At 42.3% G+C, this 24,782-nt stretch carries 28 protein-coding genes; 18 read left to right on the top strand and 10 right to left on the bottom strand.

Annotation, left to right across the window (positions count from 1 at the left end):
* The first annotated feature begins 11 nt into the window (after positions 1-11).
* The 5 genes from gyrA to V7O66_RS06390 all read left to right on the top strand — a co-directional run bounded on the left by gyrA (position 12) and on the right by V7O66_RS06390 (position 5,727).
* Positions 12-2,528: a DNA gyrase subunit A gene (gene gyrA, locus V7O66_RS06410; protein WP_406662325.1), complete on the top strand. Its 2,517-nt coding sequence runs from the start codon at positions 12-14 to the stop codon at positions 2,526-2,528.
* 91 nt (positions 2,529-2,619) lie between these two features.
* A complete protein-coding gene (gene pdxS / locus V7O66_RS06405; RefSeq protein WP_406662323.1) occupies positions 2,620-3,516 on the top strand; it encodes a pyridoxal 5'-phosphate synthase lyase subunit PdxS in 897 nt (298 codons plus the stop codon).
* 35 nt (positions 3,517-3,551) lie between these two features.
* Complete coding sequence (pdxT, locus tag V7O66_RS06400) at positions 3,552-4,145, top strand: pyridoxal 5'-phosphate synthase glutaminase subunit PdxT (protein WP_406662321.1); 594 nt, start codon at positions 3,552-3,554, stop codon at positions 4,143-4,145.
* 180 nt (positions 4,146-4,325) lie between these two features.
* A complete protein-coding gene (locus V7O66_RS06395) occupies positions 4,326-5,018 on the top strand; it encodes an amino acid ABC transporter permease (protein WP_406662319.1) in 693 nt (230 codons plus the stop codon).
* Positions 5,005-5,727 (top strand): amino acid ABC transporter ATP-binding protein, encoded by a 723-nt coding sequence (locus V7O66_RS06390; protein WP_406662317.1) that lies wholly within the window; start codon positions 5,005-5,007, stop codon positions 5,725-5,727. The genes V7O66_RS06395 and V7O66_RS06390 overlap by 14 nt, the downstream gene beginning before the upstream one ends.
* Here the strand turns inward: V7O66_RS06390 and V7O66_RS06385 are convergent.
* Positions 5,704-6,228, bottom strand: coding sequence for an N-acetyltransferase family protein (locus V7O66_RS06385; RefSeq protein ID WP_406662315.1), 525 nt, complete (start codon positions 6,226-6,228; stop codon positions 5,704-5,706). The two genes, V7O66_RS06390 and V7O66_RS06385, sit on opposite strands and share 24 nt — an antisense overlap.
* A gap of 107 nt (positions 6,229-6,335) precedes the next feature.
* Between V7O66_RS06385 and V7O66_RS06380 the strand changes: the two genes are divergently transcribed.
* The 5 genes from V7O66_RS06380 (at position 6,336) to V7O66_RS06360 (ending at position 8,879) form a co-directional block, all read left to right on the top strand.
* Positions 6,336-6,545 (top strand): hypothetical protein, encoded by a 210-nt coding sequence (locus V7O66_RS06380; protein WP_406662313.1) that lies wholly within the window; start codon positions 6,336-6,338, stop codon positions 6,543-6,545.
* 33 nt (positions 6,546-6,578) lie between these two features.
* Positions 6,579-7,367, top strand: coding sequence for a DUF1638 domain-containing protein (locus V7O66_RS06375; RefSeq protein ID WP_406662311.1), 789 nt, complete (start codon positions 6,579-6,581; stop codon positions 7,365-7,367).
* Positions 7,368-7,490: 123 nt separating this feature from the next.
* A complete protein-coding gene (msrA, locus tag V7O66_RS06370; RefSeq protein ID WP_406662309.1) occupies positions 7,491-8,003 on the top strand; it encodes a peptide-methionine (S)-S-oxide reductase MsrA in 513 nt (170 codons plus the stop codon).
* Between the two features lie 109 nt (positions 8,004-8,112).
* Positions 8,113-8,349, top strand: a complete 237-nt coding sequence (locus tag V7O66_RS06365; RefSeq protein WP_406662307.1) for a cytochrome b5 domain-containing protein — start codon at positions 8,113-8,115, stop codon at positions 8,347-8,349.
* An 89-nt stretch (positions 8,350-8,438) separates the two neighbouring features.
* Entirely contained in the window at positions 8,439-8,879 is a 441-nt protein-coding gene (locus tag V7O66_RS06360) for an adenylyltransferase/cytidyltransferase family protein (protein ID WP_406662598.1), read from the top strand.
* A gap of 20 nt (positions 8,880-8,899) precedes the next feature.
* Here the strand turns inward: V7O66_RS06360 and V7O66_RS06355 are convergent, their stop codons facing one another.
* From V7O66_RS06355 to V7O66_RS06330, 6 genes are all read right to left on the bottom strand, one after another.
* The gene (locus V7O66_RS06355; RefSeq protein WP_406662305.1) at positions 8,900-10,042 is read right to left on the bottom strand and encodes a pyridoxal phosphate-dependent aminotransferase; all 1,143 of its coding nucleotides are present in this window, start codon (positions 10,040-10,042) and stop codon (positions 8,900-8,902) included.
* A 45-nt stretch (positions 10,043-10,087) separates the two neighbouring features.
* A complete protein-coding gene (ribH, locus tag V7O66_RS06350) occupies positions 10,088-10,492 on the bottom strand; it encodes a 6,7-dimethyl-8-ribityllumazine synthase (protein ID WP_406662303.1) in 405 nt (134 codons plus the stop codon).
* An 81-nt stretch (positions 10,493-10,573) separates the two neighbouring features.
* Positions 10,574-11,038 carry a riboflavin synthase gene (ribC, locus tag V7O66_RS06345; protein ID WP_406662301.1) on the bottom strand — a complete coding sequence of 155 codons (465 nt, stop codon included), beginning with the start codon at positions 11,036-11,038 and terminating at the stop codon, positions 10,574-10,576.
* A gap of 20 nt (positions 11,039-11,058) precedes the next feature.
* A complete protein-coding gene (locus V7O66_RS06340) occupies positions 11,059-12,210 on the bottom strand; it encodes a pyridoxal-phosphate-dependent aminotransferase family protein (RefSeq protein ID WP_406662299.1) in 1,152 nt (383 codons plus the stop codon).
* Positions 12,211-12,366: 156 nt separating this feature from the next.
* Complete coding sequence (locus V7O66_RS06335) at positions 12,367-12,924, bottom strand: CBS domain-containing protein (RefSeq protein ID WP_406662297.1); 558 nt, start codon at positions 12,922-12,924, stop codon at positions 12,367-12,369.
* A 116-nt stretch (positions 12,925-13,040) separates the two neighbouring features.
* Entirely contained in the window at positions 13,041-13,985 is a 945-nt protein-coding gene (locus V7O66_RS06330; protein ID WP_406662295.1) for a calcium/sodium antiporter, read from the bottom strand.
* A 193-nt stretch (positions 13,986-14,178) separates the two neighbouring features.
* Between V7O66_RS06330 and V7O66_RS06325 the strand changes: the two genes are divergently transcribed.
* The 6 genes from V7O66_RS06325 (at position 14,179) to V7O66_RS06300 (ending at position 19,395) form a co-directional block, all read left to right on the top strand.
* The gene (locus V7O66_RS06325) at positions 14,179-15,054 is read left to right on the top strand and encodes a damage-control phosphatase ARMT1 family protein (protein WP_406662293.1); all 876 of its coding nucleotides are present in this window, start codon (positions 14,179-14,181) and stop codon (positions 15,052-15,054) included.
* Positions 15,055-15,065: 11 nt separating this feature from the next.
* Complete coding sequence (locus V7O66_RS06320) at positions 15,066-15,254, top strand: CooT family nickel-binding protein (RefSeq protein WP_406662291.1); 189 nt, start codon at positions 15,066-15,068, stop codon at positions 15,252-15,254.
* A 108-nt stretch (positions 15,255-15,362) separates the two neighbouring features.
* Entirely contained in the window at positions 15,363-16,370 is a 1,008-nt protein-coding gene (locus V7O66_RS06315) for a type II glyceraldehyde-3-phosphate dehydrogenase (protein WP_406662289.1), read from the top strand.
* A gap of 19 nt (positions 16,371-16,389) precedes the next feature.
* Positions 16,390-17,208 (top strand): bifunctional fructose-bisphosphatase/inositol-phosphate phosphatase, encoded by an 819-nt coding sequence (locus V7O66_RS06310; RefSeq protein WP_406662287.1) that lies wholly within the window; start codon positions 16,390-16,392, stop codon positions 17,206-17,208.
* Positions 17,195-18,028 carry an NAD(+)/NADH kinase gene (locus V7O66_RS06305; protein ID WP_406662285.1) on the top strand — a complete coding sequence of 278 codons (834 nt, stop codon included), beginning with the start codon at positions 17,195-17,197 and terminating at the stop codon, positions 18,026-18,028. The genes V7O66_RS06310 and V7O66_RS06305 overlap by 14 nt, the downstream gene beginning before the upstream one ends.
* A gap of 194 nt (positions 18,029-18,222) precedes the next feature.
* On the top strand, positions 18,223-19,395 hold the full coding sequence (locus tag V7O66_RS06300; RefSeq protein WP_406662283.1) for a homocitrate synthase family protein: 1,173 nt from the start codon (positions 18,223-18,225) through the stop codon (positions 19,393-19,395).
* A 37-nt stretch (positions 19,396-19,432) separates the two neighbouring features.
* On the opposite strand, the gene V7O66_RS06295 is transcribed toward V7O66_RS06300, so the two are convergent.
* From V7O66_RS06295 to V7O66_RS06285, 3 genes are all read right to left on the bottom strand, one after another.
* Positions 19,433-19,954 carry a TIGR00288 family NYN domain-containing protein gene (locus V7O66_RS06295; RefSeq protein ID WP_406662281.1) on the bottom strand — a complete coding sequence of 174 codons (522 nt, stop codon included), beginning with the start codon at positions 19,952-19,954 and terminating at the stop codon, positions 19,433-19,435.
* 208 nt (positions 19,955-20,162) lie between these two features.
* Positions 20,163-20,579, bottom strand: a complete 417-nt coding sequence (locus V7O66_RS06290; RefSeq protein ID WP_406662279.1) for a hypothetical protein — start codon at positions 20,577-20,579, stop codon at positions 20,163-20,165.
* Positions 20,579-21,451 carry a rhomboid family intramembrane serine protease gene (locus tag V7O66_RS06285; protein WP_406662277.1) on the bottom strand — a complete coding sequence of 291 codons (873 nt, stop codon included), beginning with the start codon at positions 21,449-21,451 and terminating at the stop codon, positions 20,579-20,581. The genes V7O66_RS06290 and V7O66_RS06285 overlap by 1 nt, the downstream gene beginning before the upstream one ends.
* A gap of 382 nt (positions 21,452-21,833) precedes the next feature.
* On the opposite strand from V7O66_RS06285, the gene cdhA reads away from it, so the two are divergent.
* Positions 21,834-24,242 (top strand): CO dehydrogenase/acetyl-CoA synthase complex subunit alpha, encoded by a 2,409-nt coding sequence (gene cdhA / locus V7O66_RS06280; protein WP_406662275.1) that lies wholly within the window; start codon positions 21,834-21,836, stop codon positions 24,240-24,242.
* The gene (gene cdhB, locus V7O66_RS06275; protein ID WP_406662274.1) at positions 24,243-24,755 is read left to right on the top strand and encodes a CO dehydrogenase/acetyl-CoA synthase complex subunit epsilon; all 513 of its coding nucleotides are present in this window, start codon (positions 24,243-24,245) and stop codon (positions 24,753-24,755) included.
* Positions 24,756-24,782: the final 27 nt, after the last annotated feature.

Below are 24,782 nucleotides of genomic sequence, written 5' to 3'. Positions count from 1 at the left end.
GGTGAGGTAAAATGGCAGATAATATCGATAATGACAATACTAAAAGCAATGATTCTCCAGGCACAGGTGCAGAAGATGAAATGCCGTTAGATATCCAGCCAACTGATACTGGCGAGAAAATTGTTCCTATTCTCATTGAAGATGAGATGAAGAATTCATTCATGGACTATGCGATGAGTGTCATTGTGAGCCGTGCACTTCCTGATGCTAGGGATGGCCTGAAACCTGTTCACCGCAGGATTCTCTATGCCATGAAGGAGGCAGGCATCACACATGACAAGGCTTACAAGAAGTCTGCCCGTATAGTGGGAGATGTTCTTGGTAAGTACCACCCACATGGTGATACTGCAGTTTACGATTCACTTGTTAGAATGGTCCAGGAGTTCTCTCTGCGATATCCACTTATTGACGGTCAGGGTAACTTCGGGTCAATAGATGGTGACTCTGCAGCAGCAATGCGTTACACTGAGACTCGTATGGATAAGATCACTGACGAGTTATTAATTGACATTGATAAGGAAACTGTGGAAACACGTCCTAATTACGATGGCTCACTTCAAGAACCTGTGGTGCTTCCTGCAAAAATACCAAACCTGCTAATAAACGGTTCAACCGGTATTGCAGTGGGTATGGCTACTAATATGGCTCCGCATAATCTGACTGAGATCATAGATGCAACTTTAATGGTCATCGATAATTCAGAAGTTACAATACCTGAATTGATGCAGGTTGTCAAGGGTCCTGACTTTCCAACGGCTGCAACGATCCTTGGAACTCAGGGTATAAGGTCAGCTTATGAAACAGGACGCGGAAAAGTGCGTCTTCAGGCTGTTGCTGAGATCGAAGAGATGAAAAAGGACAAGAGCCGTATAATTGTTACGGAAATTCCTTATCAGGTAAACAAGTCCAAACTCATTGAAGACATAGCTGCTCTTGTCAGGGAAAAGAAGGTACTGGGTGTATCTGACCTCCGTGATGAATCCAATCGTGAGGGTATCCGTGTTGTCATTGAACTTACACGTGGTACTAATCCGAATATAGTTCTCAATCAGCTTTACAAGCACACACAGCTGCAGACAACCTTTGGTATAATTAACCTTGCACTTGTGGATGGTGTACCAAGGGAGTTGAACCTCAAGCAGTTACTCCAGATATACATTGAACACAGGATCGATGTTATCCAGAAGCGTACTCTTTTCCGTTTGAAAAAGGCTGAGGAAAGGGCACATATATTGAGAGGCTTGAAGATCGCTCTTGATCATCTGGATGAAGTAATATCTCTTATCCGTTCTTCTAATGATACAGAGACTGCAAGAAATGGCCTTATCGAAAATTTCGGTCTGGATGAGCTTCAAGCACGTGCAATTCTTGACATGCGCCTGCAGAAGCTTACAGGTCTGGAAAGGCAGAAGGTCGATGATGAATTCGATGAGCTCATAGAACTCATTGCTGAATTGAAATTTATTATTGAGAGTGATGAGAAGAAGTATTCTATCATCAAGGAAGAACTTGCAGACGTCAAAGAGCGCTTTGGTGATGAAAGAAGAACACAGATAAAAGCCGCTACCGGGGACATCGAAGATGAGGACCTTATCCCTAAGGAGGATGTGGTAGTTACCATCACAAACAGCGGTTACATCAAGCGTCTTCCGGTAGATACCTACTCTCAACAGCACAGGGGCGGAAAGGGTGTTATCGGTATGGATACCAAGGATGAGGACTTTGTTGTCGACATCTTTGTGGCTTCAACACATGATTATATTCTTTTCTTCACCAATAAGGGTAGGATACACTGGCAAAAGGTATATGGAATTCCAGCTGGTAGCAGACAGTCCCGTGGAAAGGCAATAGTGAACCTTCTGGAACTTGGTGATGGTGAATCTGTCACAGCTATGATACCAGTAAGTGAATTTGTAGATGACAAATATCTATTGATGGCCACTCGAATGGGTACTATCAAGAAAAGTTCTCTTTCAGATTTCAGCAATCCTCGCAAAGGTGGAATTATTGCTGTCACTCTGCTTGAAGATGATGAGCTTGTCAATGTGGTACTTACAGACGGTTCAAAGGAAGCAATACTTGTTTCCATGCATGGAAAAGCCATAAGGTTCTCAGAGAATGACGTGCGCCCAATGGGCCGTAGTGCCAGGGGAGTTCGCGGAATGAATCTGGAAGCCGGAGATCAGGTAGTCAGTATGGATGTTGTTGATGAGACTGCATCACTTCTCACTATTACTGAGAATGGATTTGGTAAGCGAACTGAATTTACTGAATACAGAACCATGCGAAGAGGTGGACGCGGTGTAATTACTATCGTGACCAGTTTGCGTAATGGTCCTGTGATAAATGTAAGGTCTGTGAACGAAAGTGACGAGATAATGCTTACAAGCTCAGAAGGCATCATCATTCGCATACCTGTGACGGATGTTCGTATCCAGGGCAGAAACACTCAGGGTGTCAAGATAATGAATGTGCGCTCCGGTGACAAAGTGGTAGGAGTTGCAAGACTCAAAACAGGTGAAGAGTGAAGTAATGCTTTTAAGTATTGACTATATTTACTACTCTAATTAAGCAGCTATATTTGCATGTATATTCGAAATAACATATCAGGATGATATTATGGAACTTGAGAAATTAAGACATGGTACTGAGCTTATCAAACGTGGCTTTGCCAAGATGCAGAAAGGTGGCGTAATTATGGATGTCACCAACCCTGAACAGGCAAGAATTGCAGAAGAAGCAGGAGCTGTTGCTGTTATGGCACTTCAGACTGTACCAGCGGATATTAGGAAGGAAGGCGGAGTTGCCAGAATGGCAGATCCTCAGATAGTTGCAGATATAATTGCTACTGTCACTATTCCTGTTATGGGGAAGGCACGTATTGGTCACTTTGTAGAGGCTGAGATCTTGGAGTCTCTTGGTGTTGATATGGTTGATGAGTCAGAAGTACTCACACCTGCAGACAACAAATATCACATTGATAAGACCGAGTTCACAGTTCCTTTTGTCTGTGGTGCAAGAAACCTTGGAGAAGCACTTCGCAGAATTAACGAAGGCGCTGCAATGATACGCACAAAGGGCGAAGCTGGAACTGGTGATGTAAGTGAGGCTGTTAAGCACATGAAGCAGATCCTTGGTGAGATTCGTGCACTCAAAGGCATGAGCAAGGAAGAACTCATTGCTGTGGCACGTGCTATTGAAGCTCCAATTGAACTTGTTATGGAAACTGCAGAGATGCAGCGTATTCCTGTTGTGAACTTTGCAGCAGGCGGTGTTGCAACACCAGCAGATGCAGCTCTTATGATGCGCATGGGTGCTGATGGTGTATTCGTAGGCTCCGGGATATTCAAATCAGAGAATCCTGAATTGATGGCAAAGGCTATTGTTGAGGCTGTTAACAACTACGACAATCCGAAAGTACTTGCTGAGGTATCAAAGGGCATCGGTACAGGTATGAAAGGTATCAGCGTTGATACAATTCCTGAGGCAGATATTTTACAGAACCGTGGATGGTAATCCCATCCCACTTATTTTTTAAAACGTGATCATTTATGCGTATTGGTGTCATTGCCATTCAGGGAGATATTTCCGAACACGTTGAAGCTCTTGAGAGGGCGCTTAATGAACGTGGTGAAAAGGCAGAAATTCTTACTATCAAGCATAAAGGCATTGTTCCTGAATGTGATGCACTCGTTCTTCCTGGTGGTGAGAGTACTACACTTGGAAAGCTGTTGATACGTGAAGGTATCGCAGATGAGATACAGGAAATGAAAGATGCAGGTAAACCCATAATGGGAACATGTGCAGGTATGATCCTTCTTTCAAAAGAAGGTGATGAGCAGGTGGCAAAAACTCACCAGCATTTACTTGGACTTATGGATACAACGGTAAACCGGAATGCTTTTGGCAGACAGCGCGATTCATTTGAAATGGAGCTGGAACTTTCTTTCCTTGAATCTCCTTACAATGCAGTGTTCATCCGGGCACCTGGCATAGTCGATGTTGGAAGTGATGTGAAAGTGCTTTCCAGGATCGATGATATGATCGTGGCAGCAGAACAGGGTAATGTTTTCGCTCTTGCTTTCCACCCTGAATTGACCCTTGATACAAGGGTTCACCAGTATTTCCTGGATAAACTATTCTAATCAAATATCAATGTCGGAATGTTTAAATTCTGATACCTCTTTTTTTCCATGATGGTTTTTGATTATACTTTCTGATGATTGGCGTAAAATTCAATCAAAGAGCGACATATTTATATTCCGGTCATGTGTTGCCTTCTTCTGAATCAACTGAATATCACAACTTAACCAGAGGTCGAAAGAGTGTCCCTTTTTTCTTCATACCTGAATCACATAATCAAAGTGTTCCCGGACCTTGTCCTGGGATCCCTACTCACAATTGAGATCACTTCGTTCTCATTGTTTTTTGGAATGATACTGGGAACATTACTTGGTCTTGGTAAGTTATCCAAAAACAAGTTATTCCGCTATCCAAGTATAGCATATATTGATTTTATCAGGGGAACTCCCCTTCTCGTACAGATACTATTATTCTATTATGGTATTCCCGGACTTTATTATAATATTACGAACAATCCGGTCAGCATAGATCCTGTCCTTGCCGGTATCGTGGTTTGCAGCATAAACAGTGGAGCATATATTGCAGAGATCATGCGTGCAGGTATACAATCCATTGAAAAGGGTCAGATGGAAGCTGCACGTTCTCTTGGTATGACAAATCGAATGGCAATGAAGGAGATAATTCTTCCACAGGCATTCAGAAGGGTAATACCTCCGCTTGGAAATGAGTTTATAGCACTTTTAAAAGATTCGTCTCTCCTTGCCATAATCGGAGTTCATGAACTGCTTAAAAACGGCCAGTTATATATTTCCAGGACATTTGCTGCATTTCCTGTATACATCGCCGTTGCTCTGATGTATCTGGTAATGACGATTGCAATATCCCGCCTTATAACATATCTGGAATGGAGGTTTGATATAAGTGATAGAAGTTAAAGATCTTCACAAAAGTTTTGGGAAACTTGATGTGCTAAAAGGTATGTCATTATCCATCAAGGAGCAGGAAGTAGTTTGTATTATTGGTCCATCGGGCTCAGGAAAAAGTACATTTTTACGATGCATTAACTTTCTTGAAATGCCAACTTCAGGTGATATATGGATCGATGGAGAAAAGGTCACTGATAGTTCTGTCAACATCAATGAAATACGTGAAGAAGTGGGTATGGTATTCCAGCACTTCAACCTTTTCCCTCATAAAACAACCCTTGAAAATGTATCGCTAGCTCCCATAAAAGTAAGGGGGCTTAGCAAAGATGAGGCTGAAAAAAGAGCGTTTAACCTGCTCAAAAAAGTAGGACTTGAAGATAAAGCTAATGTTTATCCTGCTGCCCTTTCAGGGGGACAGAAACAGCGCGTTGCAATTGCCCGGGCACTTGCCATGCATCCCAAGGTAATGCTCTTTGACGAACCAACCTCAGCACTTGATCCGGAAATGGTAGGGGAGGTTCTTGGGGTCATGAAAGACCTTGCAAAAGCCGGAATGACCATGGTAGTTGTAACACATGAAATGGGATTTGCACGTGAGGTTGCAGACCGTGTTATTTTCATGGATGAGGGCATCATAGTGGAGCAAGGCACACCGGAAGATGTATTTTCCCATGCAAAAAACGAAAGGACAAAATCATTCCTCAGTAAAGTGCTTTGAAGTGCATTTATTCGCAAGCTCTTCAATGCCTTTTTCATCAATGTGATACGCCAGCCATTCATCCTGGAACTGGCCGCCAATATGTTCGTAGAATTTTCGGGCAGGATTCCAATCCAGTACACTCCAGCTGATCTTGCCGCAATTCCTTTCCTTTGCAACCTTTCTACAATAGGTCATCAGGGCTCTGCCAACACCCTTTCCACGGAATTCCTGATGTACATATATGTCCTCAATATAAATCCCGGGTTTTCCCCGGAATGAGGAGAAATTATGGAAAAATATCAAAAAACCTGCAGCCTTAGCATCTACCTCTGCAATCACAGCTTCTGCATATTGTCTTTTACCAAAGAGTGATCCTCGAAGTTCATCCTCTGTTGCAGTGACTAGATCACTTAGACCTTCAAAATCTGCTATTCCCTTAATAAAATCCATGATAATGGGAGTATCTGCCTCGGATGTTTGCCTGATACTTATTATTGAATTTTGGGATTCTATTTCCATGTTTTTGCCCATAAGATTTGTAATGATGGATACATTTAAATTTTCATCTGTAGAATTACTAAATAGAATTACTAGTATTTTGAATGAACTTCATAAAGGTGACATCTATGAAACAGCTATCAGGAAATGAAAACGGGATAGTATATTTCCTGAAAAACGTTTTCATAAGCTTTATTGCTTTTATCCTGATAGCCATTCTTGTGACTGCAATCTTAGAGGACAAGATATTCTTCTCGGTATTTGTGGGAATTCCTGCGGGAATAATTGCATTTCTAGTAACGTTTATCTACCTGGGCTACAAAGATAAGGCTCACTGAGAAAAGAAAAACAGCATTTTTAGTTGTGAAAAAATGACAGTTATGACAATCCTTTCCTGTAGGATACTACAGGACGAAATACTTCATCTGCTTGAAAATGACAGATCAGTGGACCAGATAATTGTTGTCAAGGGAAATGAGGAGAATGAATTCCTTGTGAAATTGGATTCATTGGGACTGGAATATACGAATGCCGAACTTGATGATGTACCCACGGTTTCGAAAAGGGAAGCTAAAGACAAATTCATTGTTCTGATATATTTCATGGAACTTGCTCTTCATGAATTTCCAAAACAGCTGAAATCCGGAGTATATGACAAGATTACTGAACTCACTGCATATTCTGATGGTATACTGTTGTTCTACGGACTTTGTGGGAATGTATTGGGTAAGGTTGAAGAAGAATTTATGTCTCAGGAAAAAACCTGCCCTGTGAGAATACTAAAAGAAGGTGGAAGGGTAGTTGATGATTGTATAGGTGCTACTCTTGGGGGAACCGCCGAATACCTGAAGGCGCTCAAACAATTTAGTGATAAGGGTACTTTCTTCTTCACACCCATGTATGCCCATTCTTGGAGGAAGATCATGCGTGTGGACTCCGGTGGCGGACAAACGATTGAAATGCTTCAGGAAATGAACCGACTTACTGGTTATAATAGAGTAGCAAAGATACAAACCGGTCTTCCATATACAACTGGTTTTAATGAGACTGTGGATGAATTTGCAAAGATATTCGATTTTGAGATACTTGAAATTCCGGGGAACCAGGAAATATTCGAGAAATGTTACAACTCCATGAAAGAAACAATGGGTATTCGCTGATTATCGGATGTCATTGCTCTTTCCAGATAACATAGTTACGGAAAAATTTATACCACATATCAGCAGAGTTTTTTTATTATTAATCGTTCGCTAAAAACGTCCTTGATAAGAAGGGGTGATAACATGGGTGCGAAAGAAGATCTACTCAATAAGGGAAATGAAATAGCAACCTTTGCTGCAGGTTGTTTCTGGGGCGTGGAAGCAGCTTTTCGAAAAGTAGAAGGTGTGGTGTTCACTCAGGTAGGATACACTGGAGGGACGCTGGAGAATCCAACATACAAAGAAGTGTGCACTGGCAGAACCGGGCATGCAGAAGCCGTTGAAGTGGTATATGATCCTAAGGCAGTTTCTTATGAGGAACTACTTGATATATTCTGGCATCTACATGATCCTACCACAATTAACAGACAAGGGCCTGATGTGGGTGCTCAATACAGGTCATCGGTGTTCTATCACAATGAATCTCAAAAGGATGCAGCATTTAAGGTTAAGGGGGAAATTCAGGATTCCGGTGACTATAGCGGCGACATAGTAACAGAGATCGTTTCCGCAACCGAATTCTATCGGGCGGAAGAGTACCATCAGCAATATTTTGAAAAGCAGGGTGGTCATGGAGGTTGCGCCATCAAGTTTTGATGGCATTAATTTTTTTATTTCAGTTACTATCTCGTTGAAGTACTGAGCATGATTCAGGTAATACCCAAAGAACTATAACCTTGAAAGAAAATCTGTAGTTGGTGAGTATATGCAGGAATTTACACTGGAAGAAGTTGCAAAATACAATGGCAAGGATAATGAAAAGATCTATGTGGTCTACTCAGGTAAAGTCTACGATGTTACCAACAGCGATTTCTGGGTTGATGGTGAGCACATGGGATTGCACAATGCAGGAGAAGACCTGACTGAATCACTTGATCTTGAAGCACCACATGAATCAGACTCATTGGATGATTTTGAAGTTGTTGGGATTATCAAAGAATGAGATTCCAGCTGGAATGTTTCGAATCAGCAAATGGAACTAACTATTTGCCAGCCAATCTTTATTAACCAGTGTATCCATAGGAGGCAGCAATAGGTGATTTTTTGGTAAAGGTACTTGCAACAGGAACTTTTGATCTGCTTCATCCGGGACATATATTGTTTCTTGAGAAAGCACGTGAACTTGGAGATGAACTATGCGTCATAGTTGCAAGAGAATCTATGATCAAGCATAAACCCAAGCCAATTGTGCCAGATGATCAAAGACTTAAAATGGTCAATTCATTGAAAGTCGTTGATTATGCTTTTCTTGGAAGCGAATCCGACATATTTGAGCCGATCGGGGAAATTAACCCTGACATTATTGCGCTTGGGTATGATCAGACTTTCCAGATAGAAAGTCTCAAAGAGGAATTACAAAAAAGAGGATTTGATTCGGAAGTCGTAAGGATCAAAGAATCAAAAACATGTACTTTATGCAGCAGCGGAAGAATAATTCAGAAGATACTCATCCGTTACGGCAATAAGACATAAATGTAAAAAAATGGAATTGATCAGCAAAGTACTGATTCAATTCTTGCAAGTCCTTCTTTTATTCTTTCCAGTGAAGTGGCATAGGATATTCTTACAAAATCATTTCCACTCTCGCCAAAGGCTGATCCGGATGTTACTGCAACATGGGTTTCCATGAGAAGTTTTTCTGCAATTTCATTCCCACTGCCATATTCGCTTACATCTGCAAAGGCATAGAATGCGCCACCTGGTTTCTGGCACTTGATGCCAATGGAATTCAGTCCTTCAACAAGTACATCCCGTCTGGATTTGAACTTATTGACCATTTCGGTTACCGGTTCCTGGGGACCTTTTAGGGCAGCTACGCCACCATACTGGACAAAACTGGTAGCACTGCTAACAGAGTGTGACTGAATTTTCACCAGGCCCTTGAAAATATCAGGTTTTGCAGCAACGTAACCTAATCTCCATCCTGTCATGGCGTATGCCTTTGAAAAACCATTAACAGTGATGGTCCTGTCCTGCATACCTTCAAAAGAACCTATGCTGAAATGTTCTTTTTCATAGATGATCTTCTCGTATATCTCATCTGACAGAACAAGAATATCGTTATCTATTGCTATGTCGGCAATGTTTCTAAGAATGGATCTATCATAGACCGCACCAGTAGGATTGCCCGGGCTGTTAACAACAATGAGCTTTGTCTTTTCAGTGATATGTTCTTCCATATCTATCGGCTTAAAGTCATCCTGCGGGTCGGTGGGTACCCATACGGTATTTGCACCTGCAAATTTGATTGCAGGGTCATAGGACACCCAGGCAGGGTCAAAAAGAATTGCTTCATCACCATCGTCCAGCACTGACATCATTATTTCAAAAATAGCCTGCTTGGCACCAGGTGTGACAAGTACATCAGATGCTGTTACGTCAAGGTAATTCTCCTTTTGGAGTTTTTCTGCAATTGCCTCTCTTAATTCAGGAATGCCTGCAGATGGTGTGTAGTGAGTTTCACCAGCGTACATAGCTTCTGCTGCAGCGTCACATATATGCTTCGGAGTATCAAAGTCCGGTTCACCCAGACTGAAGCTTATGACATCATTTCCTTCTTGCTTTAGTTTGTTAGCCAGATTAGCAACTTTAATTGTCGCTGATTCTTCCACACGCTTTAACCTTGATGAAGCCATGCCAATCTAAACCGCCTAGTTAAATCTTAAATCCTTTCTAATATTTCATAGGCGCTGTACAAGCTTCACTGCAGCTTCTACTGCCTTCTTTCCGTAATCAACACGCTGATGTGCTTCCATTCTTGTCATTCCCGGGCCGGCAATGCCAAGAGTTACAGGTTTGTTGTATTCTAAAGAAAGGTCTGTGATCTTTCTTGCAGCCTGCTGGACCACGATCTCGTCATGCTCGGTAGCACCTTCGATAACTATGCCCATGGTTGCCACTGCATCTATTTCATCGTTCTCGCACAATTTCTTGATAGCAAGAGGCATATCATACACACCAGGCACCAGAATCTTTTCTACAACCTCAGCACCAAGGAATTTTGCGTGCTCCTCTCCGAGCAATTCCATCTGATATGTCATGTCCCTGTTAAATTCTGCTATTACAAATCCCAATTTGATGGTCATATAAATCCCTGTTCCACGTATTTGATTTAGCAATGTATAAATTAATACTATAACTATTTATTAGTCTGGTTTGAGGCAGACTCACATTCTTGCAGGTCCGACATCTTCAAATCCTTGTCGCTGGCCGGTTCCTGCTTCCTTTATCATCTTCTCAGGTCTAAGAAGCATTTTTACTACATTTAAAGCATGCTCTCTGGAACGCTGTTCCATCAAAAAGGCAAGTTCCTTCTCATCCTTTCCTTCATCCTCGTGAACAAACACCTCGATTATGTGGGTGTTTGTCATGAGCTGAGCCCGGATGAGTCCGGTTGATGCTTCATGTGCGCAAATTTTGTCCTTTTCTTTGCCACCGGGCATTCCAAGGGCTATCACAATATCACAGCCCTCTTCTTCAATGAGTTTCTTGGAGGCTACTGGAAGGTCCTTAACGCCAGGAACGGTTCTGCGAATGATCTTTGCAGAAATATGTTGCTTAAGCTCATCTATGGCAGCTCCGCCCATATTGAAGCGTGCGAATGTAGTATCAACAACTCCGATCACTGGCATGTTAATCGCTCAATATATAATTAGATCAGTGTGTCGAGCACATTGCTTGCAGCTTCAACACCTGCTCCTAGTTCTGAAATGACTCCTCGGTTCTTGAGTACTATTTCCAGCTCCTGTATTGTCAGGAGGATATCTTTTGGCTGGACATTACCCATGCTTCCAATCCTGAATATCTTACCGCTAAGATGTGATTGACCGCCTGCAATTGTAATGCCTCTTGCCATCATATCCTTCTTGATATCATTGCCTGAAACGCCCTCTGGAGCTTTCATGGCTGTGACGGTATTGGAATAGTGGCTGTACTCATCATTAAGTTGTGGGAAGAGTTCAAGACCCATAGCTTTTGCTGCTGCACGTATTGCTGCTGCTCCGGTAGCGTGGCGATTGATCCTTGCATCCATGCCCTCTTCTTTTACTATGTGGAGTGCTTCCTGAAGTCCGAAGAACAGAGGGACTGCTGGAGTATAAGGGGTCTGTGATTTGTCACCACTCTTCTTGTAAGCCTTAAGGTCAAGATAGTATGGTAGTTTATCGTTGTCATCCATGGCTTCAAAAGCACGCTTGCTTACAGACATCATGGAAAGACCAGGTGGTGCTGCAATACATTTTTGTGAGCCCACAACTGCAATGTCAACGCCCCATTCATCGGTCTTGACAGTATCGCCACCAAGGGTCGTTACTCCATCCAGTATGAAAAGCGCACCATGTTTCTTTGCAAGTTTACCTATCTGCTCGGCAGGGTTCTGTATTCCCACGGATGTTTCATTGTGAACGAGGGTGATTGCTTTTGCGCCTTCTTCAAGCTTCTTCTCAATTTCACCAAGGTCAAATGAGTGTCCCCACTCGATCTCAAGGGGATTGACTTTTCCATATCTTGCTGCAATATCCTTGAATCTCTCGCCGAACTTACCATTCTCGAGGGTTACTACTACATCGTCATTTTTCACAGTACATCCGATGGCAGCTTCCATGGCAGCAGTACCTGAACCGCTGATTATGAAAATATCATTCTTTGTCTGGAAAACATCAGCCAGAATCTCGCAGCAGTCGTCGTACATTGCTGAGAATTCGGCTCCCCTGTGATTGATCATAGGCTTTGACATAGCCCTGAGAACGCGAGGTGCAACAGGAACTGGTCCTGGCATCATAAGAAGTGTATCTTCTAGATCCATATAAATCTCCTGAATACTCTGAAGTGTGTGAATAATGAAATAAGTTATTTTTTGCAATAAAGAATTTAACTGAAATTATTGCCCTGAATACTTTTAAGTGATATAAACGTGCCTGTTTATGCAAGCCTATTATTTAACTTTAGCCAGACCCCTATATTATGAGCTTAGTAACTTCATGACATCATGCTTTGTCACAACACCTATGGCCTGACCATTTTCAATAACAAGGATCGCAGGATTTGTTTCAAGTATATAGGAAACAGTCTTGATATCCGAATTCGTAGAAACAGTAGGAAATGGATCTCCCATTATTTCTTTGATCTGCATGTTTGAGACAAAGGCTTTCTTCTTGTCAGAAAGGGATTTTACGATCATTTCCTCTGAAATACTTCCGAATGAAACTCCGTCTGAAATGACCGGGATCTGTGAAATGCCATACTCCTTCATGATATGAACCGCTGCATCAACATGTTGTTCGGGAGAAACTGAGATGACAGTTGAGTTCATGATGTCTTTTACACATACATCTTCCTTCTCGACATTTTCAAAAACTTCTATGATCTTCCTGAGTGTGGACAGTCTTGGGTCCACATCTCCAGATTCTATCCTGGCGATGAGTGGCTGGCTTACACCTGCACTTCTGGCAAGATCACTCTGCGTTAGTCCCAGTTCCATTCTCTTGCGTTTTAGATCAGCAGGTGTTGGAAGTTGCATGATTATTACTGATGGTAATTATCATATTTAAGGAATAGCATTCTACTGTAATTTTAAGAAACGGAAAAACAAGAATAAAAACGAAAATATGTCACATTTAAAAAAGAAAAAAGGAATCAGATGAAATAGGTAAAAAGCCCTGCAAGGTATGCCAGGTATGCAATAACTATCACAGCACCTTCCCAGCGATCAAGTCTTTTCTTTGTGATGCCGAAGATTATCAACAGTGCCATTATTACCAGCATTGCCGGAAAATCATATGCTAATGACTGTGGGAGGATCTTCAGAGGGGTGATCTGTGAGGAAGCGCCCAGAATAAGAGCTATGTCCATTGTATTTGCGCCCAGGATATTGCCCAGGGAGATATCCTGATGTCCTTTCCTGGTGGCAGAAATTGCCGTTATTATTTCAGGAAGGGATGTTCCCAGTGCCACAAGGGTCAGTGCAATAATCATTTCAGGAACGCCCAGCCATTCCGCAATGGTGATTCCAGAATTAACCAGTATGCGACTGCCTCCCACAACAAGTAAGGCACCTAGGACGAAGAATAGAATCTCCTTTTTCATTTCCATAAGGGGAGTACGTTCAGTAGTATCTTCATCTCCATCGAATATGGCACGCTGGAGTCTGTAGTTATAGTACAGGAAAGCAACGAATATCAGTAAAAGAATTACACCGTCAAGGGACGAGAGTGTACCATCAAGTGTCAGTGCCACAAGTGTCAGTGCTGACAAGAACATAAAACCACTTTTACGTGTGAAACTATGCAGGTCCACAGGTATTGCTTTTATAGCAATTATCGAGCCGAGGGCTACACCAGTATTACATATTGCAGAGCCTACAGCATTGCCCACGGTCATCTCCACATGACCAATATAGGCTGCAGTTGCCGAGACTGCAAATTCCGGTGCAGTGGTCGCAAAGCTGACTATGGTTGCACCAATGATTATCTTTGGTATGCCGCTTTTCTCAGATATTATAACCGCTGATTCGATAAACCAATCTGCACCTTTGGTTATTAGTGCAAGACTCAGAATAAACAATACAGCAGTTTCTATCATGGAATGACCTATAGTTATCCATGGGATTTAAAGATGAAGGCTTATTGGGGTTCATTGGATGAAACAATATAAATATTGTATCTTTTTTCCATTTTCATTTGATATTTTCAACCGGAATATGCACATCCTGCAAAAGGGTAACCTTATTTCACATAAAACAATAAAGGATTTCCAACCTTAGAGGAATGATCTCATGAAAGTCCATCCAAGATGCACGTACTGTTTACTGTCACGAGTCCACGCCGAAGCTGAACTGTCCACCGATGACGAAGAACTTATACAGAAAGCCGTTCGAGGGGGCATAGAGGCACTTAACGAACTATACAGACCCGGGATGCCTGCTGCGGCACTTTCAACTCCTATACACCGGAAAACCTATGAGATTCTCCAGGACAATGACCCTTATCGGGAAAAGAAGGAGCTTAGCACCAGAGTTGCCGAGAATGTATTGCCTGCTATAAGGTCACATGTGTTCAATGGTGATGGTGATGACGCCGCTACATTCAAACGTGCGGTACTGGCTGCTGTGATTGGAAATTACTTCGACTATGGTGTAATGGGACTGAAAGTTCCTATTGAGGAATTCGACAAGAAATTCATGGAGCATTTCGAGCTTGGACTTCATATAGATGATACTGACAGGATGCTGGACAAACTGGATAATGTGGTGTATCTGGCAGATAACTGTGGGGAGATACTCATCGATACACTGGTCTTTGAGATAATCCGGAAGATGGGCGGCAAGATCACGCTTGTTGTTCGTGGGGAGCCTATATTGAATGATGTGACCATGGCTGAGGTCGAGGAATCTGGCATCGATAAAATGGTTGATCGTGTGCTTACCACAGGCTGCAAGGCGATTGGTGTCTGCTTTGAGGATGCACCTGATGAATTAAAAGTTGCTCTTGAAAACGCATCTCTTATAATCAGCAAAGGAATGGCTAATTATGAGACTCTGTCAGAAGAGAGTTATAGACCTATAGCCTATTTATTAAAGGTTAAATGTGACCCTGTGGGGGAGGACATAGGTGCGCCCAGGGACTGTTCGGTTGCACGTCTGTTCGAATAAGGAGTAAAAATATGTGCGAACTTAATGCTATACTTGTAGATGGGGATGAACGTAAGTCCATTATGGAGTCAGTCACCCGGATAATAGTGGATGGGGATTCCATTGAGCTTTATGGTATACTTGGCGACAGGCAAATTGTCAGTGGCACTATAAAGGAAGTAGACCTAACAAAAGGGGAAACTATAATACTTGCAAAATAAGTATATATGTATAAATTTTTCATTCCGCGAAGTTAATATTTCATACTTTAACTTAAAGGTTGGAATCATAAAAACATCTTATGATAAATTGGATGAGAGGTACATTAGATGTCAAAAGTAAAAGTGGCTATCAATGGTTACGGCACAATTGGTAAAAGAGTGGCAGATGCTGTAAGTCTGCAGGACGATATGGAAATAATCGGTATTGCAAAGACAAGACCGAATTATGAAGCAGTAATTGCAAGTGAGAAGGGCTATGCTGTCTACACCCTTGCTGACAGGATAGATGCAATGAAGGATGGGGGCATATCTGCAGCTGGATCCGTTGAAGACATGATCGCAGAAGCTGATGTTGTTGTGGACTGTACGCCTGGTGGTGTTGGGGTCAAGAACAAGGAGCTTTATGAAAAGGCTGGTGTAAAAGCTATCTGGCAGGGCGGCGAAAAGCATGATCTTACGGGCTGCTCATTCAACTCAGGTGCAAACTATGAAGGAGCACTCGGTAAGGATTTCGTGCGTGTTGTCTCATGTAATACAACCGGACTTTGCAGGGCTATCTATCCACTTGACCAGGAATATGGTGTCAAGAAGGTTAGGGTCACACTCATGAGAAGATCTGCTGATCCAAACGATATCAAGAATGGTCCGATCAATGCAATTGTTCCAAATCCTATCACACTTCCATCACACCACGGTCCTGATGTAAAGAGTGTAATACCACACATCAACATTACTTCAACTGCAGTGAAACTTCCAACAACACTGATGCACCTTCACACACTTAACATGGAACTTGAGAGGGAATGCACAGCTGATGATGTGAAGGAACTATTCGCAAAGCAGCCACGTATAAGATTTGTCGGCCAGGGTATAACCTCAACTGCCGAAATAATGGAGCTTGGCAAGGACCTTGGACGTTCAAGAGGTGACATGTGGGAGAACTGTGTATGGGATGAATCCATTACCATGCATGAGGGGGAACTTTACTTCTTCCAGGCAATCCACCAGGAATCCGATGTAATTCCTGAGAATGTGGATGCAATACGCGCCATGACAGAGATCGAGACTGATGGTGCAAAATCCATAGCTAAGACCAATAAGGCAATGGGTATTTGATACCCATTACTACATTTTTATGCCTGATGCCGAATATCTTCTTGCACTTTGCGACAGGATAGCTGATGCTGCAAATGGTGCAATAGAAAACATTGTCGGAACACCCGATGCCAATAAAACTATTTATATGGGTGCTGATGGTACTCCCACAAAGCTCATAGATGACATTTCTGAGAAAGCTATTTTTAATATCCTTGAAGATGAAGGTATATCATTCAGAATACTGAGTGAAGAATACGGGGAGATGGTAATCGGGAATGATCCTGAATATACTATGATCATTGACCCTTTGGATGGCACCTACAATGCATCATTTGGCATTCCTTTTTACAGCATATCTATTGCTTTTGTCCGCAACGATATTAACGATACCTATTTCGGATATGTCAAAAACCTTGCAAGCGGAGATACCTTCTTTGCGCAAAAAGGCAAAGGGGCATTCCTCAATGGCAAACAGTTAGAAACATCTACCGGGACAGACATAAGTAAATACTGTATAAGTGTGTACGGATATCGAGCTCATGTTGACAGAGCAGGTACACTGTGCAAAAATGTCAGACGCATAAGGATACTTGGAAGTGTAGCGCTTGAACTGTGCTATGTAGCGGCAGGAAAACTGGATGCATTTGTCGATGTGAGGGAGTCTTTGCGCTTAACTGATATTGCTGCAGGGAAGTTAATCATTGAAGAGGCAGGGGGCACTGTTACAGATGGAAATGGTGCGGGCCTTAAACTTGCAGGCAGTATGGTAAATAAAGTTTATATGGTTGCATCAAATGGATGTTCCCACGCAAAATTATTGAAACTTTCAAAGGGGAGAGCACATGGGAGTAAATAAGATCGGGATAGTTTCGCGATATGATCATGAAGATGCTTTAGAGATGGTCCGGAATATCCTGGATATTTTTAAGGATAAGGTTAACATCGTCATCTCCCCTAAAACGGCGAATTTTATTGGAGCTTCTGAGCGTGCAATGCCAGTTGAGGGCATGAGAAGTTCCGGGGTCGAGCTGGTGATATCTGTCGGAGGGGACGGTACGGTACTGCGCAATATATCCAAAATGGAAGACCCATTGCCGATACTTGGGATCAATATGGGCACACTTGGATTTCTGGTGGATGTTGCGCCGGAAGATGCCATTGAGGCTATTGAGAATGTGCTTGAGGGTTTCAGTTATGATGAACGTGCACGCCTTGGCGTTGCATTCAATGACAAGATACTCCCTCCGGCAACAAATGAAGTTGTTCTTATTACTGCAAGGCCTGCAAAGATACTGACTTTCAAGATATCCGTTGACAATTCGCAGATAGAGGAGTTGCGTGCAGATGGCGTTGTTATTGCCACTCCTACTGGCTCAACTGCCTACGCAATGAGTGCAGGTGGTCCTATAATTGATCCGAGGGTGGAGGCTTCTTTAATAGTACCTCTGGCTCCTTTTAAGTTATCTTCAAGACCTTTGGTTATTCCTGCCAGCAGCATGATCTCAGTGGAAATGATAATTCCTGAGAAGGAGGCTGTTATTGTGATCGATGGTCAGCATTCATACAATATCAAGGAGCATGATACTGTCACACTCACGAGGGCAAAGAATCCTGCAAGATTTGTTAGCAGTTCCATCAATGGCTTTTACGAGAAGGTGCAGAGTAAACTTTCATAGTTTAAACAGTGGGCGCAAGTTCATTGCATAAGCCCCTTCGAAAGTCAATCCTCAAAAAACTGAAATATGCTGCCTTATATGAGCTTAATAAGTATTGCTATTTGTAACGGTGCCTCAGACTCTAAAAAAGCTTAATTATCCCAAAGCTTATATAGGGTATCGGGGTTTTTTTCGTCACAACAGGAATTAAGAGCATGTCAGAGATTGAAAAATATTCAAGGAATAAACTGATCGAGTATCTTAACTTGCCACCTCTTGACATTGAGATATGTGATGTCACCCTGCGCGATGGGGAACAGACTCCGGGAGTCGTTTTTACAAGGGAGGAGAAAATAGCCCTTGCCAGAGAACTTGATTCAGTCGGAGTCGACATAATTGAAGCTGGATTTCCGGTAGTATCTCCTTCTGAAAAAGCTGTTGTAAAAGAAATTGCTAACATGGGTCTAAATGCCAGAACATGCTGTCTGGCACGCTCGATAGTTAGTGATGTTGAAGCAGCTGTGGACTGCGATGTTGATTTTGTCAGTATCTTTATTGCAATGTCCGACCTGCATCTGAAATACAAGTATCACAAGAGCTGTGATGAAATGTTCTCCTGTGCAATGTCTGCAGTGGAGTATGCAAAAGACCATGGTGTTGGTGTCAGATTTGCAGCTGAGGATGGTACAAGAACGGATGTTGGGGTGCTAAAAAGGGCATTTAAAGCTGCCGAAGAGTACAAGGTTGACTATGTAAGCATAGCTGATACCATAGGGATACTGAATCCAAGCGCTACACATTATCTTGTAAGTGAAATTAAAAAAGCGGTCAATACTCCGATTTGTATACATTGCCACAACGATCTTGGGATGGCAACAGCAAATACAATAGCTGCTGCTGAGGCTGGTGCAAAACAACTACATACCACTGTCAACGGAATCGGGGAGAGGGCAGGTAATGCCTCACTGGAGGAGTTACTTGTTTCACTGCGCGTCCAGTATGGAATTGAAAGGTATGATACTTCCAGGCTCTTGAACCTTTCATTGATGGTCAACGAATTTTCTGGTTTAAGTACTGCCGTTACAAAAGCAATTGTTGGAAAGCATGCATTCTCACATGAGTCTGGTATACACGTCTGCGCAATCCTTGAGGAGCCTCGGACGTATGAGCTGTTCAGTCCGGAAATGGTTGGCGGCAAACGCAGCCTCATAGTGGGAAAACATACTGGTATGAAAGCCCTTGAGGGAATTGTGACTGATATGGGATATCAGCTTGAAAGGGAGCAACTTACAGTACTTCTTGAAAAGGTCAAGAACTGTACCGAAGCAAAAAAAGGAATACCACCTGTTCGTCTGGAAGAGATGATCGAGGATATTAGAGATCTTTAATGATCTCTTTTTTATTTGTCCGAATATTTATCTAAGCTTATTCGTCTTTTTGGTTATCTTCGTAGTAGTTCATCTCATCATTCTCAAGGAGGATGACATAATCTGCTGAGTTTTTCAGTGCAGCTGAAAATCCGGGTTCCACTCCAAATAATATGGTTTCTTTTCCATGCTCATTGACTTTATTCAAAAGTGGCTTAAAATCCGCATCTCGTGTTACCAACGCAATGGTGTCAATGGTAGGATTGTAAATAAGTTCCATTCCCTCTACTGCAAGTCTTACATCTACATCGCTTGAGCATATGATAGGCTCAAAACCATTATTCTCTATTGCTTCAACAAGTTTGTCTGATGCATACTGATTAAGGAAAACACGCCCGATCTTTACGTTCCCGTATTCTCTCAACACATCTCTGATCTCTTCGAGATCTACATTGAATTCTTTCCTGAGAACATTGGGCCCATCTACAAGAAGGCCAATACTACGTCTTCCACTTTCCTTTTTTGTACTAAGATACTTAACAATGGAATTCAATCCGGTTTTCACCGTTGCGGTCGCCATGATACCTCACTATAATGATAAATAATTGATAAATAATTGATAAATGATAATTAACGGATGGATGTTGATATTTAGTAAACTGTTCATATCTGAAGATACAACATATATTATAATTCATATAACTGTTGCAATTTGATTATATAATTACTATAATTTCATATAATAGTTACTACGAGGATTAGGGGGAATTCTGCAATATGGGATTGCATCAAAGCTTATCCGCAAGCATCTTTTCTTTAATTTTTGCCCTTGGATCTGAACCTCTTTCTAATCGAAAATAATTGGTTAGCCTCCCCGCAACTTTCTTTCTCGTGTACCGAACTTCTCCCCCATATTTAATAAATATATCCATTATGTTTTCAAACTGTTGCCTTTCCATGTCAGATAACTCGATAAAACTTTCACCATCCAGCAACCAGTTATAAACTTTCAGCAAGCTTACTTCCCTTACTCGTTTCAAGCCATCCGTTTCCATGTAATCATCCACATAAACGGAACGTTTCAAGGCAGGGGACCAGCCTGCAAATTTTTCCTGAATGTCAATAAGCTGGATCGGAATTTCCTCATCTTCCTGAGGTCTTGGAAAAAGTCTTGTCAGATGACTCATGTCCCTTTCCAGCAGCATCACCTTCTATTATACTGTTGTTGGCCATAAGGGCGGTACTTTAGCTGTGCCCTCTTTATTCTCATGCCCATGAGAATGCCTACCAGTATTCCACTAAGGTGAGCTGTATGTGCGATCATATCGTTTGCACCAAGCAGCATGAAATCGAGCAGTGCGAACAATATCAGTGCATGTATGATCTTCATCGGGATGAAATATACATAGACTCTGATATCAGGTGCAATTATCGCAAGGGCTGCAAAAATACCCATTATTGCACCACTGGCACCTACTACTGGGAAGCCGGAACTGCTTGTCAGGGAATAGCCGATTGCAGCTACTATCCCTGCTGCAAAGTATACATCAAGGAATATCTTCTTTCCTGCACGTCTCTCAAGTTCGGGTCCAAAGAAGAACAATACCAGCATGTTAAAGAAAAGATGGCCGAAACTTGCATGCAGGAACATATGGGTAATTATCGTCCACGGGTGGGTTAATATATTGGAAATAGGTGGAAACAGCGCAAATTTAAGTATCATGAAATTAGGATTAAATCGTGAAATAATGAATATGAAGATGCAAGTATATAGTATAGCCATTGAAGGGCTATTTTTTATTGAATTTCGAATCTTGTATCCAATTCCATGAGCCGCACTTTTTGCTGCATGCTTTGCACTGTCCTTAAGCATACTCTTAAGGATGTCATCAGCTCCTGCATTATTATAGTTCCTATTACCTGAACTATATTGACTATTATTCTGTTTGTAATTCTCGAGTCCTTCACAGGCATGTTGCTCAGGAAGCCTATGATCAGAACAGAATGTTTTTCCACAAAAACGGCACTTGAAGGGAATGTGCTCTTCCTTGCCGCATATCCAGCATTTTTTGTCCAAAATGATTCACCATTATAATGTTGCTTTTGCAATAAGATTTGCATTAGATAAAACGATTTCTAAAATACGACACTAACTATTGTTGGTTGGAAGGAACAATCGTGACAAATATCGGAAAATTTATATGGGTAAATAGTGTATCTGAGCTAAAGATTACCGTATATTTAAGTTTTTAGTTTTTTTTCTATAAAGTTTTTAAGTGGAACTCTGGCAATTTGTCATAGATAATCATGATAAATAATGGGAACACTTTTATATGGGGACGTATTATTAGAACACCCAAAATAACAGTTTCAACTTTATTCCGAAATTTAGAGACAATAATACATCATCATATGACTGAGTTGTTTAGTAATACACTTTGCAAGGAGGACTAGCATACATGAGCAATATACCAAAAGGACAGATTTCCATCGAAGAGCTGGAAAACGTCCAGATCACAATTGGCAAGATAGTCGGTGCCATTGAGGATAAATACGAAAAAGAAGAGGTAGGTGGACTAACCCCCAAACCGGGAGTTTCAACACTAAGGGATTGGGATCATAAGCTTCTTTCACGCTACCAGCCAGTTTACACACCTATGTGTGACCAGTGTTGTTACTGTACATTCGGTAAGTGTGATCTTACAGGAAACAAGGAGGGAGCCTGCGGTATTAATATGGAAGGTCACCAGGCACGTGAATTCCTGCTCAGGGTAATTACAGGAGCTGCTGCACACTCAGGGCATGGCAGACATCTTCTTCACTATCTTATAGACAAGTATGGAAAGGATCATCCGATAGATGTAGGGCCATCAAACCTTCTTGCACCTAATGTTCAGACAGTAACAGGTATTGAGCCAAAGACACTTGGTGATCTTGAAGCTGCTATCGAGTATGTTGAAGAACAGATTACCCAGCTGCTCGCAACAGTGCATATGGGACAGGAAGGAGCTGCAATTGACTTTGAGTCAAAGGCACTTCATGGTGGAATGCTTGACCACGTAGGAATGGAAATATCCGATCTTGCACAGATATCCTGTCTTGGGATGCCAAAATCCGACCCGGATGCACCTCTTGCAGAGATCGGTATGGGATGCATTGATTCAACAAAGCCTATGCTTCTTGTTATCGGCCACAATGTTGCCGGTGTTGCAAACATGATCGATTACATGGAAGATCATGGTCTTACGGACAAGGTGGAGCTTGGAGGCCTTTGCTGTACTGCAATCGATATGATACGTTACCAGATGGACAAGGGCGGTGTACCTAATGTCAAGGTTGTCGGAACTCTCGCAAAAGAACTGAAGATGATCCGTTCAGGGATTCCTGATGTAATTGTTGTTGATGAACAATGTGTCAGGGCTGATGTGCTTAAAGAAGCAAGCAGGCTATCCATACCTGTTATTACAACTAATGATAAGATCATGTACGGCCTTCCGAACCGCTCAAAGGATAGTGCTGATGCCATTGTGGAAGACCTTTCAAGTGGAAAAGAAAAAGGAGCACTGATCCTTGATCTTGATCTTCTCGGAGAAGTCGCACCAAGGCTTACCATGAAGATGGCACCTATTCGTGAGGAGATGGGAATCAAGGCACTTCCAAATGAGGAAGAACTCAAAGAATTCATTGACAAATGTGTGCAGTGTGGTGCATGTGAACTTGTCTGTCCAAACAACCTGCCAATAATGGAAGCTATGGAGATAGGTGCAACAGGTGACCTGACAAAATTCGATCTTCTGCATGACCAGTGTATTGGCTGTGGAAGATGTGACCAATCCTGTCCAAAGGATATTCCTATCCTTGATGTTATCGAGAAGTCTGCCCAGCAGGCTATCCGTGAAGAAAAGGGCGTCATCCGCTCTGGAAGGGGGCAGATAAGTGACCCTGAGATCCGTGCAGAAGGTGTAAACCTTGTTCTCGGAACCACTCCGGGAATCATCGCACTTGTAGGATGTTCCAACTACCCCGATGGTACCAAGGACCTCTACACGGTAGCAGATGAAATGCTCAAGAGAAACTATATCGTTGTTACATCAGGATGTTCCGCAATGGATCTTGGAATGTACAAGGATGAGCGTGGAGAAACACTCTATGAGAAGTATCCTGCAAAGTTCCTTGGTGGAAACCTGATAAATGTAGGTTCATGCGTTTCAAACTCACACATTACTGGAACCGCAATCAAAGTAGCCGCTATATTTGCACAGCGTAATATCACCGGTAACTTTGAAGAAACTGCTGATTACATCATGAACCGTATTGGTGCAGTAGGTGTTGCATGGGGCGCATACTCTCAGAAGGCAGCTTCCATAGGTACCGGATGCAATAGATATGGTATACCTGTCGTAGTCGGGCCACATGGTTCAAAGTACAGAAGAGCACTCATAGGTAAGCCATACGAGGAAGACGACTGGAAGGTATATGACGCAAGGAATGGATCAGAAATGCCAATTCCTGCTTCACCGGAATTCCTCCTTTCGACTGTTGAAACTGTTGAAGAGCTTATGCCTATGCTGGCAAAGAACTGTATCCGTCCATCTGATAACAACATGGGAAGAATGATCAAGCTCACCCACTACATGGAACTGAGTCAGAAGTACCTTGGACATATGCCTGAAGACTGGTATAAGTTTGTCAGATCCGAAACGGACCTGCCACTTGCAAAGCGTGAGGAACTCCTTAAGATCCTCGAGCAGGACCATGGATGGGAGATCGACTGGAAGAGGAAGAAGATACTTTCCGGACCAACCATGAAACTGGATGTGGCCGCACAGCCTACAAACCTTAAGAGGCTCTGCAAGGGGGAGTGCTAAATGGTAGATACCACAAAGAACACACTTATTTATACAACATGGGGTACAAAGACCGCAAAGCCGGTCAACCCCGCCACAGTTAGTAAGATGATCTCCAAGGCAAAGAGGCCTCTTTTGATAGTAGGATCAGAAGTAATGAAAAATGAGACACTTCTGGACAAAGCTATTGCAATTGCAAGCAAAGGAGTTGCAGTTGCAGCTACAGGACACTCAATAAAAGGTTTTCTTGATAAAGGAGCAGATGCAAAGTATTTCAATATCCACTCTCTTGCCCATTACCTGGGGGATGCGAAATGGACAGGGCTTGATGGACAAGGCGGATATGACCTCATAGTTTTCCTCGGTCACAAGAAATACTACCTTAACCAGGTACTTTCAGGACTTAAGAATTTCACTGATCTGAGGACTGTAACCCTCGAAAGACACTTTATGCAGAATGCAAGCTTTTCCTTCGGTAACCTTAAACCCGAAGTACACATTGAAGCACTTAATGAAGTAATTGAGAATTTATAACATTGACATTGGATACTTGGAGAATAA

This window comes from Methanolobus sp. ZRKC3, from assembly GCF_045291275.1.
Lineage (GTDB): Archaea > Halobacteriota > Methanosarcinia > Methanosarcinales > Methanosarcinaceae > Methanolobus.
The sequence above is the reverse complement of the archived record's forward strand: the minus strand, read 5'-3'. Positions and strand labels throughout refer to the sequence as shown.